This window comes from Mesorhizobium sp. M0140 (genome assembly GCF_040322475.1).
In the GTDB taxonomy this organism is placed as follows: domain Bacteria; phylum Pseudomonadota; class Alphaproteobacteria; order Rhizobiales; family Rhizobiaceae; genus Mesorhizobium.
In genome coordinates this window covers 1-17329 of the sequence record NZ_JAMYTM010000020.1, presented here as the reverse complement: position 1 = coordinate 17329, position 17329 = coordinate 1, and the positions used below count along the sequence as shown (strand labels likewise).

The window sequence follows — 17329 nt, the reverse complement described above, 5'->3', positions numbered from 1 at the left end:
TGTCCCGCCGCCACTTTTGATCTGATCCAGTGCCGTAAAGATCAGCCAACCGTCGATTTCAGGAATGCCAGAGCGGCCGCGGTCAGCGCGTCGCCATCCTCGCCGAAATCCCGATTGATCGACATATGCGTGTAGGCGCTGCCGTCGAACAGCGTGACCTTGGTGCCCGTCGCGCGCAGGCGCTCGGCAAAGGCCTTGGAGTCCTCGCCGCGGCCAGGGGCGCGCGAATAGGCAATGAAAGTCGGCGGGTGCCTGCGGCCGTCGACATGGCTGGCCGGCGACAGTGCCGCCCATTGCGCGGGATCGGAAAAGACGCGGGCATAGGCCCGCACCATGCCGCCCTTCTTGGCAAGTGCTGCAAGATCATAGGCCCTGGTATCGTCGAGAATGAGCGCAGCTATGCCGGGCAACCCGCCGCGCATGCCGGTCAGCGCAATCAGATGGCAGCCGGCCGAATGGCCCATGCCGACGATGCGGTTGGGATCGCCGCCATGCCGGGCTATGTTGGCTCTGATGTAGGCGTAGGCCTTTTCGACGTCACCGGCCTGGGTGGCGACATCGGCCTGCGGCAACATGCGGTAATCGATGGAGACGAAGCAGAAGCCGTTGGCGAGCAGGAAGGCCGGTTTGGCGTCGACCTGACTGCGTTTGCCAAACTGCCAGGTGCCGCCATGAACGAAAAACACGACCGGCAGGCCCATTGCACCATCGGGCGCATAGATGTCGAGCTTGGCCGGCCCGTAGTCTAAGGTTTTTGGCGTGGGTCGGCGTGTTTCCGACGCGGCCGATGCTTCCAATGGCAGCATCGCCGCCACCGAGGCCATGATCAGGCTTCGTCGATCGATCATCACTGTCTCCTGACGAGGCAAGACTGCACGCGGCGGCCCCAGCCGTCCAGTCAGGGATTCGCCACACACCCGCTACCCGCGCTGAATACCGCTCCGCACCGAGCGCCTTGATCCCGGAGTGGCCTCAAAACCTCATGATCGTAGCCACCTCTTCACATGAAGGGAACAAACGGTACCCCCCGACAGTTGAATGCGAGGTGAGCCGAATGGAAGCCACAGCGGCTCCGAGGGCAAAAGCATCATGCGAGAGAACCAGTCTGACGTCTTCGTTCTGTTTTCGGAAATTTACACCAACGCGGCACAGGAAGAGATCAGCATCCAGCAATATCTCCTTGCCTGCCGCGAGGACAAGTCGATGTATGCCTCAGCGCCTGAACGGATGGTCGAGGCGATCGGCGAGCCGAACCTGGTCGACACCAGCAAGGATGAGCGGCTCGGCCGCATATTCTCCAATCGAACCCTGAAAGTGTACCCCTCCTTTGCCGATTTCTATGGCATGGAGGACACAATCGAGCGCATCGCCGGCTATTTTCGCTACGCGTCGCAGGGGCTCGAGGAACGCAAGCAAATCCTCTATTTGCTCGGCCCGGTCGGCGGCGGCAAATCGTCCCTTGCCGAGCGGCTGAAGAAGTTGATGGAGCAGCGCCCGATCTACACGCTGAAGGTCGGCAACCAGGTCAGCCCGGTTTTCGAATCGCCGCTGGGCCTTTTCCATCCCGATCGCATGGGCGACCTGCTGGAGGATAAATACGGCATTGCCCGACGCCGGTTGAATGGGCTCATTTCGCCATGGGCGGCCAAGCGCCTCGATGAACTCTCCGGCGACATTTCCAAGTTCAGCGTCGTCAAGCTGATGCCTTCGCGACTGCGCCAGATCGGCATCGCCAAGACCGAGCCCGGCGACGAGAACAATCAGGACGTTTCGGCCCTGGTTGGCAAGGTAGATATCCGGCAATTGGAAAATTTCAGCCAATCCGATCCGGACGCCTATTCCTATAGTGGCGGACTGAACCGGACCACCCAGGGCCTGCTTGAATTCGTCGAAATGTTCAAGGCGCCTATCAAGGTCCTGCATCCGCTGCTGACCGCCACCCAGGAAGGCAGCTACAACGGCACCGAAAATTTCGGCGCCTTTCCCTATCAGGGGATCATCGTGGCTCATTCCAACGAGTCGGAATGGCTGCAGTTCAAGAACAACAAGAACAATGAGGCTTTTCTCGATCGCATCCTCGTGGTCAAGGTGCCGTATTGCCTGCGGATAACCGAAGAGCGGCAGATCTACGAGAAACTGCTGCGGGAGAGCGAATTGGCCGCCAGTCCCTGCGCTCCAGAGGTGCTGGACATCCTCAGCCGGTTTACCGTCTCGACCCGGTTGGCCGAGCACGACAATTCGCCGCTCTACACCAAGATGCGCGCCTATGATGGCGAGAACCTCAAGGAAGTCGACCCCAAGGCCAAGTCGGTTCAGGAATATCGGGACGCCGCGGGCGTCGACGAGGGCATGGCCGGCGTCAGCACGCGCTTTGCCTTCAAGATCCTGTCGCAGACCTTCAACTATGACACCGAAGAGGTGGCCGCCGACCCCGTGCATCTCATGTACATCCTGGAGGAGGCAATCAAGCGCGAACAGTTTCCGAAGGAGACGGAAGCCGCCTATCTGGAGTTCATCAAGTCCGAGCTGGCCGCGCGGTATGCCGAATTCATCGGCCATGAGATCCAGAAAGCCTATCTGGAATCGTACAGCGAGTACGGCCAGAATCTTTTCGACCGCTACATCGCCTATGCCGACGCCTGGATCGAAGACCAGGACTACAAGGATCCCGACACCGGCCAGATCCTCAACCGCGAGGTTTTGGACAACGAGCTTTCGCAGGTCGAAAAACCGGCCGGCATCGCCAATCCCAAGGACTTCCGCAACGAGGTGGTGAAATTCACGCTGCGCGCCCGTGCAAGAAACCATGGCCGCAACCCGGCGTGGACAAGTTACGAAAAGCTGCGGGAAGTCATCGAGAAACGCATGTTCGGCCAGGTCGAGGACCTCCTGCCGGTGATCAGTTTCGGCTCCAAGCAGGACAGCGTCACGGAAAAGCGGCACAATGAATTCGTGCAGCGGATGGTCGAGCGCGGCTACACCGAGCGGCAGGTTCGTCGCCTTGTGGACTGGTACATGCGGGTGAACAGGGCGGGTTAGAGAACCCGGATGGTTCCATGCCGATCTTCATCGACCGCCGCCTGAACCCGAAAGACAAGAGTCTCGGCAATCGCCAGCGCTTCCTCCGACGCGCGCGCGAGGAATTGAAGCGGAGCATACGCGACCAGATCCGCACCGGCAGGATTGCCGACGCGGATTCCGAGCACGCCGTGCGCATGCCCGAAAGAGGCACAAGCGAGCCGAGCTTCAACAACGCCGGCGACACCGGCAGGCGTCAGCACATCTTGCCGGGCAACAGGCATTTCTCCGCCGGAGACCTGATCCCCAAGCCCGGCGGAGGCGGCGGGGGAGCATCGTCCCCGGGAAACAAGGCATCAGAGGACGACTTTCGTTTCGTACTGTCGCGCGAGGAAGTGCTCGATCTGTTCTTCGAGGATCTCGAGCTCCCGGACATGGTCAAGCTCAACCTCAAGGAGATCCTTGCCTTCAAGCCGCGCAGAGCCGGCTTCGCCGCCACCGGTTCGCCGACCAACATCAATGTCGGCCGCACGATGCGCAACAGCCACGGCCGCCGCATTGCGCTGAGGCGCCCCAAGCAGGTCGAACTGGATGTCCTCCTCGAGGAAATCGCCTCGCTCGAGTCGGCGCCATCCAGCGTCGACGCGCGCCAGCGTATCGCGGCATTGCGCGAAGAGCTTGACCGGCTGGAACGACGCCGCCGCCGGATTGCCTATGTCGATCCGGTCGACATCCGCTTCAACCGCTTCGATTCCCGGCCGGTGCCGAACGCCAATGCCGTCATGTTCTGTCTGATGGACGTGTCCGGGTCCATGGGCGAGCGCGAGAAGGATCTGGCCAAGCGTTTCTTCGTGCTGCTGCACCTGTTCTTGAAACGACGCTACGACCGCATCGAGATTGTCTTCATCCGCCACACGCACCTGGCTCAGGAGGTCGACGAGGAGACATTTTTCTACAACACCCAAAGCGGCGGCACCGTCGTTTCCACCGCGCTGGAGGAAATGCACCGTATTATCGCCAGCCGTTACCCGGCCCACGACTGGAACATCTATGCCGCCCAGGCCTCGGACGGCGACAATTTCGCCGGCGATTCAGAGCGATGCATTTCGCTGCTCAACGGCGAACTCATGCGGCTGTGCCAATATTTTGCCTATGTCGAGATCATCGACGAGCGTGAAGCCCATATTTTCGGCTCGACCGAAAACGGGACGTCGCTGTGGCGTGCCTATAACGCCATCGACCAGAAGTGGCCGAACTTCCAGATGAGCCGCATCGCCACACCCGCCGATATCTACCCGGTCTTTCGCCAGCTCTTCGGCAGGCAGCCGGCCTCCCTCAAGAGAGCGTGAGGGTTCCCGATGGCCAGACAAGCGAGCAAATCCAGTCTGCTTTTCTCAGGGTCAGACTGGGATTTCAAAACATTGTCGCGGGCCTATGACGCGATCGAGGCACTTGCGGTCGAAGAGCTTCATCTGGACACCTATCCCGTTCAGATGGAGATCATCTCGTCGCAACAAATGCTCGACGCCTATTCGTCCATCGGCATGCCATTGATGTACCGTCACTGGTCTTTCGGCAAACATTTCCTCCACCAGGATCTGCTCTATCGCAAAGGCGGGCGAGGGCTTGCCTATGAACTGGTCATCAATTCCAATCCCTGCATCGTCTATCTGATGGAGGAAAACACCATGGCCCTGCAGGCCTTGGTGACGGCCCATGCAGCGCTCGGGCACAATCATTTCTTCAAGAACAATCAGCTGTTCAAACAGTGGACGGATGCGGGTGCGATCCTCGGCTACCTGGACTTCGCCAAGGGCTACATAGTCCGTTGCGAGGAGCGGCACGGCCTCGCCGCCGTCGAGGCTGTTCTCGATTCCGCTCACGCGCTGATGGATCAGGGCGTGTTTCGCTATCACCGGCCGCCGAGGCTGTCGTCCGAACGGCAACGCGAAGGAATTCGCGAGCGTCTCGAATACGAGGAGCGCTCCTACAACGACTTGTGGCGTACGCTGCCGCCTTCCCAGCAAGCGACCAACGAAAAGGGCCAGGACCCGGAGCGGAAGAAATCGCTCAACCTGCCTGAGGAAAACCTGCTCTATTTCCTGGAAAAGAACAGCCCGGTCCTGGAGCCCTGGCAGCGTGAGATCATCAGGATCGTCCGCGTCATCGCGCAATATTTTTACCCGCAACGGCAAACACAGGTGATGAACGAAGGCTGTGCCACTTTCGTGCACTATACGCTGATGAACATGCTGTTCGACCGCGGCCAGATCAGCGAAGGCGCCATGCTCGAAATCCTGCGCAATCATTCCAACGTGGTCTTTCAGCCGGCCTTCGACGATCCGCGCTTTTCAGGCATCAACCCCTATGCTCTCGGCCTCGACATGATGCAGGACATTCAGCGCATCTCGACCAAACCCACGGCCGAGGACCGCGATTGGTTTCCCGACATCGCCGGCCAGGGCAACTGGCGCGAGGTCCTGCTTGACGCATGGGCCGATCATCGCGACGAATCGTTTATCCGCCAGTACCTCAGTCCGGCCATGATCCGGAAATGGCGGTTTTTTGTGCTCGGCGACGCTGCCGACCAACCGCATTGTCAGGTCACCTCGATCCACGACGAGCGCGGCTACCGCAAGATACGCGACGCGCTCGCCAACAGTTACGATCTCGGCGCGAACCGGCCGGACATTCAGGTGGTGGATGTCGATCTGCTCGGCGACCGCCATTTGCGGCTGCAGCACAAGGTCAATGACGGCATCCTTCTCGAGGATGCCAGCCGCGACGCCACGCTTCGTCACATTCGCAGGCTTTGGGGCTATGAAGTCAGCCTGGCCGCCATAGATGCCGAGACCGGCGCGACGATCCACGAACGCTCGACCAGCCAGATCGCCGGATGACGTGCCCCGGCCTCCCTGCGCGTATCAGGTGTCGCCGGCTGGCCTGATCCTCAGCCTTGCGATCCGGTTCTTGTCGCGTTTCATCACGACGAAGCGCTTGCCGTGGAACGTAAAAGCCTGCTTCTCCTCGGGGATCGATTGCGTCTCGTGGATGACGAGGCCGGCAATGGTGGTGGCCTCCTCATCCGGCAGGTTCCAGTCGAGAGCCCGGTTGAGGTCACGGATGGGCACCGTGCCGTCGACGACGACGGAGCCGTCGGCCTCCTGCTTGACGCCCTGTATGTCGACATCATGCTCGTCGGCGATCTCGCCGACGATCTCCTCGATAATGTCCTCCAGCGTCACCAGCCCTTCGACCTCGCCATATTCGTCGACCACGACGGCGAAATGCGCCTTGCGGCGAAGGAAGGCGTTGAGCTGTTCCTGCAAGGTCGTGGTGTCGGGCACGAACCAGGGTTTCGAGGCGATCTTCATCACGTCGATCCGGGAGAAATCGTTGCCGACTTCGTTCAAGGCGCGCAGCAGATCCTTTGCATGCAGCACGCCGACGATGTTGTCGAGCGAGCCTTTCCACAGCGGCATGCGGGTGTGCGGGCTTTGCAAAATCTCGCGCACCACCGCTTCCGGCGCATTGTCCGCATTGACCGAGCGCATGTTGGTGCGGTGGACCATGACGTCGGAGACTTCCAGCTCGGCGAGATCGAACAGCCCGCCGACGCGGTCGCGATCCTCGCGCACCACCTGGCCGTCGCGGCGGAAATCGTCGACCGCACCGCGCAATTCGTCCTGGCTGGAACGCTGCGGCTCGATGCGCGAAAGCTCGTATCCGAACATGGCAAGCAGGCGCGTGCGCACGGCAACGAGCAGCACGATGAGGATGGCGAGGACGGCGACGACGATCCAGCCGGGCTCGTTGGTCATCTCGGCCGCATCTTCTGCTGGTCAGGATGGTTTTCTGTCAGAAACGACAGCACTTCCGATGCCGGAACATCTTTGGCAATGAAAGCCTGGCCGATGCCGCGCGTCAGGATGAAGGTCAGCGCGCCGCGTGACACCTTCTTGTCCTGGGCGATGAAGGCAAGCAGAGCCTCGGCGTCAGGCAATTCGCCCGGGATGTCGGCTATCCGCCAAGGCAGGCCGACGGCGCGCAGATGCGACTCGACGCGCGCGGCATCGTCGGGGCTGGCCAGATTGAGCCGTGACGAGAACCGGTAGGCCAGCGCCATGCCGATTGCGACGCCTTCGCCATGGACGAGGCGGCTTCCGTCATATTGGGTGGCGGCTTCCAGCGCGTGGCCGAATGTGTGGCCGAGATTGAGCAACGCGCGGTCGCCGGTCTCGAATTCGTCGCGCGCAACCACATCGGCCTTGGCGCGGCAGGCTTCGGCAATAGCCTGCGCCCTCTCCGGCCCGCCGGCAAAAACCTGGACCCAATTCTTTTCCAGCCAGGCGAAAAATTCCGGCCGGTCAATGAGCCCGTATTTGGCGAGTTCGGCATAGCCGGCGCGGAATTCGCGGATCGGCAGCGTGTCGAGCACGCCGGTGTCGGCCAGCACCAGTTTCGGCTGATGGAAGACGCCGACAAGGTTCTTGCCGCGTGGGCTGTTGATGCCGGTCTTGCCGCCGACCGAGGAATCGACCTGAGCCAGCAGCGAGGTCGGGATCTGCACGAAATTCATGCCGCGCCGCACGATGCCGGCGGCAAAGCCGGCAAGGTCGCCAATAACGCCGCCGCCGAAGGCGATGACGATGTCGCCGCGCTCCAGTTTCGCAGCCAGCACACCGTCGACCACCTCTTCGAGACGGGCAAAACTCTTGGTCTTCTCGCCGGGCGGCAACGTGATCACGGCGGCCTGGATGCCGCCCGTTTCGAGGCTGGCCTGAAGGGCAGCGAGATGCGCTGCCGCGACATTGGCGTCGGTGACGACCGCGGCGCGCGTGCCCGGCAGCCGGCGCGCAATCTCCGCGCCCGCGCGGGCCAACAACCCCGAGCCGATCAGAATGTCATAGGTCCGATCGCCAAGGCCTACTTCGACGACAACGGGTGCGATGCTCACGATTCCACCTCGCCCGCCGCCGTCGTCTCATCGATGCCGAAATGCCGGCACAGCGCGTCCACCACCTCGGTCGCGATGACTTCCTTGCGGTCGTCGCGGGTCGGCACGGTGACGTCCGATGTCGCGTAGATCGGATAGCGCTCGCCCATCAGTCGCTCCAGCACGGCGCGCGGGTCGGCGCTTTTCAGGAGCGGCCGGTTCTGCTTCTTGGAGACGCGGTCCATCAGAAGGTCGAGCTCGGCCTTCAGCCATACCGACACGCCGTGCGCTGCAATCGCCTCGCGCGTCTGCGCGTTCATGAAGGCGCCGCCGCCGGTCGACAGCACCTGCGGGCCGTTTTCCAGCACGCGCAGGATGACGCGTTGCTCCAGCGCCCGGAATTCGGTCTCGCCATAGCGCTCGAAAAGTTCCGGAACGGTCATGCGCGAGACGCTTTCGATCTCCTGGTCGCTGTCGATGAAGGGCAGCGCCAGCATCGTCGCCACCTTGCGGCCGATCGCCGTCTTGCCGGCGCCCATCAGTCCGACGAAGACGACGGAACGGCTGCCCAGCCGGCCAAGCAACGCGGCGTGGGTCTCGTCTGGAGGATTTGCTGGCAGCGCGTTCATCGGATGTTTCGAAGGCCCTCTTTGCCGGCGTATCGACATGAAAAGCCCGTTTGCGTCAAGCGTGGCAAGTGCCTTGAACCCGATATGGACCGGCAGGGTCTGCATCAGAAGTTGCTAACAGGCCCCAGCTTCTTCCTTGAATTGGCCGGATTGGCGTCCCATAAGGGGACAGGGTTTGGAAACGCAGAACAAGAAGACGGGCGAAAATTGATGCCGACACTGTTTCGCTTTGTCGTGGTAACAGCGATTCTGGCTGGCATTGCCTATGGTACGATGTTCGCACTGGTGATGTTCGTCGAGCCAAAGAAGGGGGAAATGAGCGTGCGCATCCCTCCGGAAAAGCTGAACCCCAAGAAAAGCTGAACCCGAAGAAAATTGAATGAACAGCGCCGCCCGCATCGAAGCCTTTCTGGAAATGATGAGCGCCGAGCGGGGCGCGGCCGAAAACACGCTTTCCTCCTACCGCCGCGACCTCGAGGACGCTTCTGGCGCGATCGATGGCGGGCTGGCCGGTGCCGCCGCCGCCGATATCCGCGCCTATCTCGACGACATTGCCGCCCGCGGCTTTGCAGCCACCTCGCAGGCGCGCAAACTGTCGGCGATCCGCCAGTTCTTCAAATTCCTCTACGCCGAAGGCCTGCGCGGCGATGACCCGACCGGCACGCTGGACAGTCCGAGAAAGGGCCGCCCGCTGCCCAAGACGATGAGCGAGGCCGACACCGGCCGGCTGATCGACCGTGCGGCGCTTGAGGCCGGCGGTGTCTCGTCGGGCGATGGGGACAGTCTGGCGTCACTGCGCCTGCATGCGCTGGTCGAGGTGCTTTACGCCACCGGCCTGCGCGTTTCGGAGCTGGTCGGCCTGCCGGTGACGGTGGCGCAGCGCGACGACCGTTTCTTCATGGTGCGCGGCAAGGGCGACAAGGAGCGCATGGTGCCGCTCTCCGCCAAGGCGCGCACGGCGATGAAGACCTGGCTTGCCGCCCGCGCCAGGGTGCCCGCCTTTGCCGACAGTCCGTTCCTGTTTCCGGCCGCCTCCGACAGCGGCTATCTCTCGCGCCAGGTCTTCGCGCGTGACCTGAAGGGGCTGGCGGCAAGGGCCGGCATCGCCTCGGCGAAGATCTCGCCGCATGTACTGCGTCATGCTTTCGCCAGCCATCTCCTGCAGAACGGCGCCGATCTCAGGGTCGTGCAGCAATTGCTTGGCCATGCCGACATATCGACGACACAGATTTACACCCATGTGCTGGAAGAGCGGCTGGTGCGGCTGGTCAACGATCATCATCCGCTTGCCGACTAGGCCTCATATCGCTATGTGAGGACGACATTTCACCGCCCGGAGCCTTGGATTCAAGGGTTCCGTCAGCCATTGCCTTCCGACGTATCGGTCCGCTCACGCATGTACAACTACCTCGATTTCGAAAAGCCGGTGCAGGACCTCGAGGGCAAGATCCTCGAGCTGAAGAAGCTTGCCGAGAACGGCGAGGCGGTCGATGTCGGCGACGAGATCAGCCGTCTCGAGAAGCGCTCCCGCGACGCGCTGCGCGACGCCTACAAGGCGCTGACGCCGTGGCAGAAGGTGCAGGTGGCGCGCCATCCCGACAGGCCGCATTGCGTCGACTATATCAAGGGCCTGTTCACCGATTTCACGCCGCTGGCCGGCGACCGCAATTTCGGTGAGGACCAGGCGATCGTCGGCGGTTTCGCCCGTTTCCGCGGCGAACCCATTGCCATCATCGGCCAGGAAAAAGGTTCCGACACAGCCAGCCGCCTGAAGCACAATTTCGGATCGGTTCGCCCGGAGGGCTACCGCAAGGCGGTACGGCTGATGGAACTGGCCGACCGCTTCAAGATCCCGCTGCTGACGCTGGTCGACACGGCTGGCGCCTATCCCGGTGTCAACGCTGAAGAGCGCGGCCAGGCGGAGGCTATCGCCCGTTCAACCTCGACCTGCCTCGGCCTGAAAGTACCGTCGATCTCGGTGGTTATCGGCGAAGGTGGTTCGGGCGGAGCCATTGCCATCGCCACCGCCAACCGCGTCTACATGCTCGAACACGCCATCTATTCGGTGATTTCGCCGGAAGGCGCCGCCTCTATCCTGTGGCGCGACACGACGCGATCGAAGGATGCGGCAACCAACATGAAGATCACCGCGCAGGACCTTCTGGAGCTGAAGATCATCGACGCCATTATCCCCGAGCCGCTCGGCGGCGCGCATCGCGGCGCCGAAACCGTGATCGGCGCGACCGGAGACCTCATCGCCAGGACGATGAAGGACTTTGCCGGCGCCAACACCGATTTCCGCGAGCAGCGCCGCGAAAAATACCTGGCCATGGGCCGCAGTCTCTGACCGCATGCAGCCTTGGCGGCCACAATGTGGCGGAGCGGAGCATTTTTGCCACAAAAATGCCGCTGCATTCGGCTCAATGAGACTGCCGCAGGGGGATGCGTCGGCACTTGCGGTAAGGAATTTGTTAGGGTTAACGGGCTTAGGGTCCGTCGATGCGCAGTGCAGCAGCCGGGGCAGGAAACGTCCTGGCGCCAGAGAAAAGACGATATCCGCAGCCATGTTTATCAAGCTTGCCCGCACCGGAATCCTGATCGCCGCCCTCGGCGTTGCCGGCTGCAACAATTCGTCGATGAAGGATTTCGCGCCGGAGGCCAACAAGCCGCTGCCCGACAAGATCCTCGCCGACATGAGAGCCAAGGGCATGGTCCGCACCTCGTCGGTGATGGCTCGTATCTTCAAGGAAGAAGGCAAGCTCGAGATCTGGAAGGCCAAGACCAACGGCCGCTACGACATGGTCGCCAGCTACGACATCTGCAAATGGTCGGGCAAGCTCGGGCCGAAATACACAGAAGGCGACCGCCAGGCGCCGGAAGGCTTCTACACGGTGCGCCCGGCGCAGATGAATCCGCGCTCGAACTACCATTTGTCCTTCAACATCGGCTATCCCAACGCCTATGACCGCGCCAATGGCCGTACCGGCTCCAATTTGATGGTGCACGGCGCCTGTTCGTCGTCGGGCTGCTATTCGATGACCGATGCGCAGATCGAGCAGATCTATGCCTTCGGCCGCGATGCTTTCCAGGGCGGCCAGACCGAGTTCCAGATCCAGGCGTTTCCGTTCCGCATGACTGCCGCCAACATGGCGCGCTACCGCAACGACCCCAATTACGACTTCTGGAAGATGCTGAAGGTCGGCTACGACAATTTCGAGATCACCAAGGTGCCGCCGAAGGTCGATGTCTGCGAGAAGCGTTATGTCTTCAACCAGGTTGCCGCCGACGGTCAGACATTCGACCCGACCGGCGCTTGCCCGGCGACGACGCAGCCTGATTCGCTGAAGAGCGCCTACAATTCCTACATGAGCACCTACGACGCGGCATTCAGCGGCGCGGTCAAGGCCAGCGTGCCGGCGCCCAAGCCGACCATCGCCGGTATCAAGGAAGCCAGCATCGTCTCCGACTGGTCCAAGCGCCGCGCACGCGGCGAACGCGTGCCGATCGATCCGCCGTCGCTCAACAATGACGGCTCGGTCACCGAGACGGCACGCATGGGCCGCATCGATTCGCCCGCTGGCCGCAAGATGGCGGCCCTCGACGCCGAAAAGGCGGCCAAGCAGAAGGCCGAGGAGCAGAGGCTCGCTGCCATAGAGGCGGCCAAGCAAGCCAAGGAAGCCGCCAAGGCTCAGGCTCTGGCCGAAAAGGAGGCCGAAAAGGCCGCCAAGGAAGCCCCTGTCGCCACCGCGACCATCGCGGCCCCTTCGGAAGCGGCACCGATGGCTGAGACGCAAGCGGCGAGTGCCGACGAGAGCCGCGTGACGAAGCTGAAGAACAAGCTGCTCGGCATGTTCGGCGGTTGATTTCGCCCGTGGATCGCGCCGCCATTTATGACCTCAAGGGGCTGAACTGCCCCTTGCCCGTGCTCAAGGCCAAGAAGCGCTTCGCCGGGATGCAACCGGGCAGCCGGCTCTGGCTCGAAACCACCGACCCGCTCGCCGTCATAGATATTCCGGCATTCTGCTCCGAGAGTGGCCACCAGTTGATTGAAACGGCGGCGGTCTCCGGCGGCCATCGCTTCCTGGTCGAGCGCGGCGCGCCGTAATCGTGGGGGGCTACCGCCCGGCAATCGCCAGCGGGTTGTTTTCCAGCGCGGCGCGGTCGGGCGTGTCGATCGACGGCCGGTTGGTGAAGGCGGCGAACAGCCTGCGGATATAATCTTCGGGCATATCGAGCGTGATCAGCACCAGCCGCGTGCCGCGCTGGCCATCGGGCCAGGACGGCAATTGCACCGGCGGATGCAGTATCTTCTGCACGCCATGGATCACCAGCGGCCGCGACGGGTCTTCCCTGAGCTCGATAATTCCCTTCATGCGCAGCAGGCGCTCGCCATGCGTCGAGCGCAGCAGGTCGAGGAACATCTCGATCGCCGAAAACGGCACCGGGCCGTCATGCACCAGCGAATAGGAACGCACGCGCGAATCGTGGCGATGCCCATGGTCACGGCCATGTTCGTGATCATGCCCATCATGGTGATCATGATCATGATGATGGTGATCATGCGCGGCTTCCTCGCCAAGCCAGCGCCGCACATCGGCGGATTTGGTTGCAGGGTTGTAGAGGCCGCAGTCGAACAGCGCCGCCACGCCTGTCTCCGTGTCGCCGGCATCGAGCAGTTCGGCGCCCGGATTGATCTGCCGCAGGCGCGCCCGGAGCATTTCCAACTCATTGGGATCGGCGACCAGATCGGCTTTGCTGAGCACGATGCGATCGGCGACGGCAGCCTGCTTCACCGCCTCGACATGGGCATCGAGCGTGGCATTGCCGTTGACGGCATCGACCAGAGTGATGACGCCGTCGAGCCGGAAGGCCTGGATCAGCGCCGGATGCGCCATGATCGACTGCAGCACCGGCGCCGGGTCGGCAAGGCCGGTGGTTTCGACGATGACGCGGGCAAGCCGGGTAATGCGGCCGGTCTGCAGCCGGTCGACCAGATCGGCCAGCGTATCGACCAGTTCGCCGCGCACCGTGCAGCACAGGCAGCCGTCCGACAGCTGGATGATGCCGTCGGAAGACTGCTCGACCAGCAAATGGTCGATCGCCACCTCGCCGAACTCGTTGATGATCACCGCCGTGTCGGCCAGCGCCGGATCCTTGAGCAGCCGGTTGAGCAGCGTCGTCTTGCCGGCGCCGAGGAAACCGGTCAGCACCGAGACGGGGATCGGGAAGCCGCTCGCCATTGGCTAGTTCGCAACCTTGGCCGGCTGGTCGCCCTGTGCGGCGGAGCCGGCAATCTTCGGGCCGGTGCCGGCCGGTGCCGGCCTGTCGGGCCGCCAGCTCGGGATCGGCACGTCGGCATATTCCTGGCCGCCCTGGTCGAGGATGGCCTTCGGCGCCGGACCGGTGGCGCCGCCAAGGCCGACGGCAACCAGTGTCGGCACATGGTCGAGCTTTTCCTGATAGGGCGATTTCGGCACGTCCTTGGCGGCAACCGGCGGCGCCTCGGACTGCTCCTGCGGCGTCTTCTTCTTCTTCTTGCAGACCTCGTCCTGCATGTCGTTGGGCGAGACGGTGTCGCCATAGGGCGCCAGCGTGGTGACGGTGGCCGAGCCGGCGGCAGGCGCGTCAAAACCTTGATCGAGCAGTTTTGCCGCGGTCTCGGCACGTGTGACGGCCGATTTCTCGCCAAGCACCACCGCGACCAGCGTGCGCCCGTTGCGGGTCGCCGAACCGATCATGTTGAAGCCGGAGGGGCAAACAAAGCCTGTCTTCATGCCATCGGCGCCGGGATAACGGCCAATCAAGAGATTGTAGTTGGGAATGGCCTTCTTGCCGACGGCAAGGCCTTCGATCGAGAACCACGGCACATATTGCGGAAATTCGCGGCGGATCGCCATCACCAGCACGGCGAGGTCGCGCGCCGTCGTGTACTGGTCAGGCGAAAAAAGCCCATTCGGATTGACGAAATGCGTGCCGTTCATGCCGAGCCGGGCGGCCTCCGCATTCATCCGTTCGGCAAAGGCCGCCTGCGAACCGCCGACATTTTCGCCCACCGCCATGGCGATGTCGTTGGCCGATTTGACCAGCATCATCTTCAGTGCGTTGTCGAGCCGCATCACCGAGCCCGGCTTGAAGCCCATCTTGCTTGGCGGCTCCCCGGCGGAGTGCTTGGTCACCTTGATCGGCGAATCAAGCTGAACCTCGCCGGCGGTGATCGCCCGAAAGGTGACATAAGCGGTCATCAGCTTGCTCAGCGACGCCGGATACCAGCGCTTGAACGCGTCCTGATGCTGCAGGATCTTGCCGCTGCCGAGATCGAACACGACCACCGGATTGGCCAGCGCCGGCCCGGCCAGGACCGACAGCGCGATTGTGCCAGCCGAGAATAGTTTGAGGAAATGCCTGTACCGCATGATCAAATCCGAAATCGCCTCTTGCCGTAGTCGCCCCTGGCTCCGTAAGATTTCGTTACGCGATCGCCAGCATATGGTCCGACCCTCAAAAACCGGACCCATTGTTGCGGTGCTATTTACTCTATGTGACGCCAAGATGGCAAAGTGCCTGGCGATCACAATTGCAAGGCAGCGGCCAACACCCGCCGTCCCAACAGCGAGATGGAACCATCATGCCAATCCTGAACCGTGCCGCCGAAATGCAGGACGAAGTTGCCGGCTGGCGCCAGCATCTGCACCAGACGCCAGAACTGAACTTCGACGTCTTCAAGACCGCCGCCTTCGTCACCGAGAAGCTGAAGGCCTTCGGTTGCGACGATGTGGTCACCGGCCTCGGCAAGACCGGCGTGGTCGGCATCATCCGCGGCCGCCAGGGCGAAGGCCCCACAATCGGCCTGCGCGCCGACATGGACGCGCTGCCGCTCAACGAGATATCAGGCAAGCCCTACGCCTCGACCATCCCCGGCAAGATGCACGCCTGCGGCCATGACGGCCACACGGCGATGCTGCTGGGCGCGGCCAAATACCTCGCCGAGACGCGCAACTTCACCGGTTCCGTGGCGGTGATCTTCCAGCCGGCCGAAGAGGGCGGCGGCGGCGGCAACGAGATGGTCAAGGACGGCATGATGGAGCGTTTCGACATCTCCAGGGTGTTCGGCATGCACAACATGCCGGGCCTGCCTGTCGGGCAGTTCGCCATTCGCCCGGGTCCGATCATGGCGGCGACCGCCGAGTTTACCATTACCGTTAGGGGAAAGGGCGGCCACGCGGCGATGCCGCACGGCACGATCGACCCGATCGTCATCACCAGCCAGCTGGTCGGCGCCTTGCAGACGATCGCCTCGCGCAGCACCGACCCGGTCGAGGCCGTGGTGGTGTCGGTGACCAAGTTCCACGCCGGTGACGCCTACAACATCATCCCCGAAACCGCTGAAATCGCCGGCACCGTGCGCACCTTGCGCAAGGAGATCGCCAAGAAGTCCGAAGAGCGCATCCGCAGCATCTGCGACGGGCTGGCGACCGCGTTCGGGGCAAAGATCGAGGTCGACTACCAGGCAAATTACCCCGTGACCTTCAACCACGCGGAAGAGACGGTGTTTGCCGGTGATGTCGCGATGAGTGTCGCCGGCGACGCCCATGTCCACCGCGGCATCCAGCCCGTGATGGGCGGCGAGGATTTCTCCTATATGCTCGAAGCCCGCCCCGGCGCCTTCATCTTCATCGGCAATGGCGACACCGCCGGCCTCCACAACCCGGCCTACGACTTCAACGACGAGGTCATCCCGCACGGCATGAGCTACTGGGTGAAACTGGCGGAAACCGCGCTGGCCGCCTGACGGCGGCAGCGCAAAGCCGGCCGAATTGCCTTCGGCCGGCCTCTTGGCGAAACGATCCGAAGCGGCTATGTGTCTGGCCGCGTGGTCCCGTAGCTCAGTAGGATAGAGCGGCAGATTCCTAATCTGTAGGTCACAGGTTCGATTCCTGTCGGGATCACCATGCTTTTCAACGACTTGGTGAGCCGCCATACTTCTTCGCGAAATTGGCCCGCTGGAGCGGATGAAACGATCACGCCCTCCTTCTTGCATTTGACAACAATCGAGCTTCGGATGTGAAGGAGAACCCTCGCCTGCACTGGCATTTCGGCATTCGTCTGTTGCATTGGCTGACCGTGATCGCGCTCGCGGCGCAAATCGCCATTGCCTTTGGGCCGATGGACGGGCCGGGTATGGCGACGATGAACTGGCTTCCGCTTCACATGTCGATCGGCGTGACGATCCTTGCCATCATCGTCCTCAGACTTTGCTGGCGCATCTTTACCCGCGCCCCTGTCAGGCAAGCCTCACGGCCCATGCGGTTTGCGACGGCTTTCTTCCATATGTTTCTCTACGTTGCGATTCTCGCCGTCCTGATAACGGGATGGCTGGGCTACCGGCCAATGCCTTTCATGCCTCCCGCGCGGCTTTTCGGAAACTTGCCTGTGCCGTTGGCGCCGTCCGTCAGCGCGCTTTCGGCAAGGGGATTCGCACTCATCCATGCAAAGCTGGTCTGGGTATTGCTTGGACTTGCCGGTGTTCACATCCTGGCTGCCCTGGTGCATTTCGTGCTGCTGCGCGATGGCGTCATGCGAAGCATTTTCTTCAGCCGGTCGAACACCGCATCGCGGGAATAGAAAATGCCGCTTGCGCATGAGGACGGCTGCTCATGCCGCCTAGAGCGTTTCATATTTTGACGGAAGCGTAGCCTGCGTTTTCGAAGTAGTTCTTGCATTCGGCTGCCTCGATGGTTTCGACGAG

Annotated in this window: 16 protein-coding genes and 1 tRNA gene; 11 read left to right on the top strand and 6 right to left on the bottom strand. The window is 62.3% G+C overall.

Going from position 1 to position 17329, the window contains the following annotated elements; genetic code table 11:
* Nucleotides 1-41: 41 nt before the first annotated feature.
* The gene (locus NKJ37_RS20035) at nucleotides 42-848 is read right to left on the bottom strand and encodes an alpha/beta hydrolase (protein WP_128304680.1); all 807 of its coding nucleotides are present in this window, start codon (nucleotides 846-848) and stop codon (nucleotides 42-44) included.
* A 241-nt stretch (nucleotides 849-1089) separates the two neighbouring features.
* Between NKJ37_RS20035 and NKJ37_RS20030 the strand changes: the two genes are divergently transcribed.
* Genes NKJ37_RS20030 through NKJ37_RS20020 form a run of 3 tightly spaced genes read left to right on the top strand, consistent with a single transcriptional unit; the run spans nucleotide 1090 to nucleotide 5918 of the window.
* Nucleotides 1090-3039 carry a PrkA family serine protein kinase gene (locus NKJ37_RS20030; protein WP_352774781.1) on the top strand — a complete coding sequence of 650 codons (1950 nt, stop codon included), beginning with the start codon at nucleotides 1090-1092 and terminating at the stop codon, nucleotides 3037-3039.
* Nucleotides 3040-3056: 17 nt separating this feature from the next.
* Nucleotides 3057-4367, top strand: a complete 1311-nt coding sequence (locus tag NKJ37_RS20025) for a YeaH/YhbH family protein (RefSeq protein WP_352441756.1) — start codon at nucleotides 3057-3059, stop codon at nucleotides 4365-4367.
* Between the two features lie 9 nt (nucleotides 4368-4376).
* Nucleotides 4377-5918, top strand: coding sequence for a SpoVR family protein (locus NKJ37_RS20020; RefSeq protein ID WP_023811068.1), 1542 nt, complete (start codon nucleotides 4377-4379; stop codon nucleotides 5916-5918).
* 24 nt (nucleotides 5919-5942) lie between these two features.
* Here the strand turns inward: NKJ37_RS20020 and NKJ37_RS20015 are convergent, their stop codons facing one another.
* From NKJ37_RS20015 to NKJ37_RS20005, 3 genes are read right to left on the bottom strand one after another with little or no spacing between them, the layout of a single operon-like run.
* Nucleotides 5943-6839, bottom strand: coding sequence for an HlyC/CorC family transporter (locus NKJ37_RS20015; RefSeq protein WP_128304682.1), 897 nt, complete (start codon nucleotides 6837-6839; stop codon nucleotides 5943-5945).
* Nucleotides 6836-7975 (bottom strand): 3-dehydroquinate synthase, encoded by a 1140-nt coding sequence (gene aroB, locus NKJ37_RS20010; RefSeq protein WP_352774779.1) that lies wholly within the window; start codon nucleotides 7973-7975, stop codon nucleotides 6836-6838. The genes NKJ37_RS20015 and aroB overlap by 4 nt, the downstream gene beginning before the upstream one ends.
* The gene (locus NKJ37_RS20005; protein ID WP_352554450.1) at nucleotides 7972-8583 is read right to left on the bottom strand and encodes a shikimate kinase; all 612 of its coding nucleotides are present in this window, start codon (nucleotides 8581-8583) and stop codon (nucleotides 7972-7974) included. The genes aroB and NKJ37_RS20005 overlap by 4 nt, the downstream gene beginning before the upstream one ends.
* A gap of 210 nt (nucleotides 8584-8793) precedes the next feature.
* On the opposite strand from NKJ37_RS20005, the gene NKJ37_RS20000 reads away from it, so the two are divergent.
* The 5 genes from NKJ37_RS20000 to NKJ37_RS19980 all read left to right on the top strand — a co-directional run bounded on the left by NKJ37_RS20000 (nucleotide 8794) and on the right by NKJ37_RS19980 (nucleotide 12688).
* Nucleotides 8794-8946, top strand: a complete 153-nt coding sequence (locus tag NKJ37_RS20000) for a hypothetical protein (protein ID WP_013529356.1) — start codon at nucleotides 8794-8796, stop codon at nucleotides 8944-8946.
* A gap of 16 nt (nucleotides 8947-8962) precedes the next feature.
* Nucleotides 8963-9880 carry a site-specific tyrosine recombinase XerD gene (locus NKJ37_RS19995; RefSeq protein WP_352723211.1) on the top strand — a complete coding sequence of 306 codons (918 nt, stop codon included), beginning with the start codon at nucleotides 8963-8965 and terminating at the stop codon, nucleotides 9878-9880.
* Nucleotides 9881-9979: 99 nt separating this feature from the next.
* Nucleotides 9980-10930 carry an acetyl-CoA carboxylase carboxyltransferase subunit alpha gene (locus tag NKJ37_RS19990; protein ID WP_023811063.1) on the top strand — a complete coding sequence of 317 codons (951 nt, stop codon included), beginning with the start codon at nucleotides 9980-9982 and terminating at the stop codon, nucleotides 10928-10930.
* 217 nt (nucleotides 10931-11147) lie between these two features.
* The gene (locus NKJ37_RS19985) at nucleotides 11148-12446 is read left to right on the top strand and encodes a L,D-transpeptidase family protein (protein ID WP_127295953.1); all 1299 of its coding nucleotides are present in this window, start codon (nucleotides 11148-11150) and stop codon (nucleotides 12444-12446) included.
* An 8-nt stretch (nucleotides 12447-12454) separates the two neighbouring features.
* A complete protein-coding gene (locus NKJ37_RS19980) occupies nucleotides 12455-12688 on the top strand; it encodes a sulfurtransferase TusA family protein (protein ID WP_352774777.1) in 234 nt (77 codons plus the stop codon).
* Nucleotides 12689-12698: 10 nt separating this feature from the next.
* Here the strand turns inward: NKJ37_RS19980 and NKJ37_RS19975 are convergent, their stop codons facing one another.
* The gene (locus NKJ37_RS19975) at nucleotides 12699-13823 is read right to left on the bottom strand and encodes a CobW family GTP-binding protein (RefSeq protein ID WP_352774775.1); all 1125 of its coding nucleotides are present in this window, start codon (nucleotides 13821-13823) and stop codon (nucleotides 12699-12701) included.
* Nucleotides 13824-13826: 3 nt separating this feature from the next.
* Nucleotides 13827-14996 carry a D-alanyl-D-alanine carboxypeptidase family protein gene (locus NKJ37_RS19970; protein WP_352774773.1) on the bottom strand — a complete coding sequence of 390 codons (1170 nt, stop codon included), beginning with the start codon at nucleotides 14994-14996 and terminating at the stop codon, nucleotides 13827-13829.
* Between the two features lie 212 nt (nucleotides 14997-15208).
* On the opposite strand from NKJ37_RS19970, the gene NKJ37_RS19965 reads away from it, so the two are divergent.
* The 3 genes from NKJ37_RS19965 to NKJ37_RS19955 all read left to right on the top strand — a co-directional run bounded on the left by NKJ37_RS19965 (nucleotide 15209) and on the right by NKJ37_RS19955 (nucleotide 17205).
* A complete protein-coding gene (locus NKJ37_RS19965) occupies nucleotides 15209-16372 on the top strand; it encodes a M20 aminoacylase family protein (RefSeq protein ID WP_352441763.1) in 1164 nt (387 codons plus the stop codon).
* An 83-nt stretch (nucleotides 16373-16455) separates the two neighbouring features.
* Nucleotides 16456-16532, top strand: a tRNA-Arg gene (locus NKJ37_RS19960).
* Between the two features lie 112 nt (nucleotides 16533-16644).
* The gene (locus tag NKJ37_RS19955; protein WP_352774771.1) at nucleotides 16645-17205 is read left to right on the top strand and encodes a cytochrome b; all 561 of its coding nucleotides are present in this window, start codon (nucleotides 16645-16647) and stop codon (nucleotides 17203-17205) included.
* The last annotated feature ends 124 nt before the right edge of the window (nucleotides 17206-17329 follow it).

Bases quoted from the DNA above. Each gene is read 5' to 3' on its own strand.
- NKJ37_RS20035 (WP_128304680.1), bottom strand. From the start codon at position 848: ATGATCGATCGACGAAGCCTGATCATGGCCTCGGTGGCGGCGATGCTG.
- NKJ37_RS20000 (WP_013529356.1), top strand. From the start codon at position 8,794: ATGCCGACACTGTTTCGCTTTGTCGTGGTAACAGCGATTCTGGCTGGC.
- NKJ37_RS19995 (WP_352723211.1), top strand. From the start codon at position 8,963: ATGAACAGCGCCGCCCGCATCGAAGCCTTTCTGGAAATGATGAGCGCC.
- NKJ37_RS20015 (WP_128304682.1), bottom strand. From the start codon at position 6,839: ATGACCAACGAGCCCGGCTGGATCGTCGTCGCCGTCCTCGCCATCCTC.
- NKJ37_RS19965 (WP_352441763.1), top strand. From the start codon at position 15,209: ATGCCAATCCTGAACCGTGCCGCCGAAATGCAGGACGAAGTTGCCGGC.
- NKJ37_RS19970 (WP_352774773.1), bottom strand. From the start codon at position 14,996: ATGCGGTACAGGCATTTCCTCAAACTATTCTCGGCTGGCACAATCGCG.
- NKJ37_RS19975 (WP_352774775.1), bottom strand. From the start codon at position 13,823: ATGGCGAGCGGCTTCCCGATCCCCGTCTCGGTGCTGACCGGTTTCCTC.
- NKJ37_RS19985 (WP_127295953.1), top strand. From the start codon at position 11,148: ATGTTTATCAAGCTTGCCCGCACCGGAATCCTGATCGCCGCCCTCGGC.
- NKJ37_RS20030 (WP_352774781.1), top strand. From the start codon at position 1,090: ATGCGAGAGAACCAGTCTGACGTCTTCGTTCTGTTTTCGGAAATTTAC.
- NKJ37_RS19990 (WP_023811063.1), top strand. From the start codon at position 9,980: ATGTACAACTACCTCGATTTCGAAAAGCCGGTGCAGGACCTCGAGGGC.
- NKJ37_RS20025 (WP_352441756.1), top strand. From the start codon at position 3,057: ATGCCGATCTTCATCGACCGCCGCCTGAACCCGAAAGACAAGAGTCTC.
- NKJ37_RS20005 (WP_352554450.1), bottom strand. From the start codon at position 8,583: ATGAACGCGCTGCCAGCAAATCCTCCAGACGAGACCCACGCCGCGTTG.
- NKJ37_RS20020 (WP_023811068.1), top strand. From the start codon at position 4,377: ATGGCCAGACAAGCGAGCAAATCCAGTCTGCTTTTCTCAGGGTCAGAC.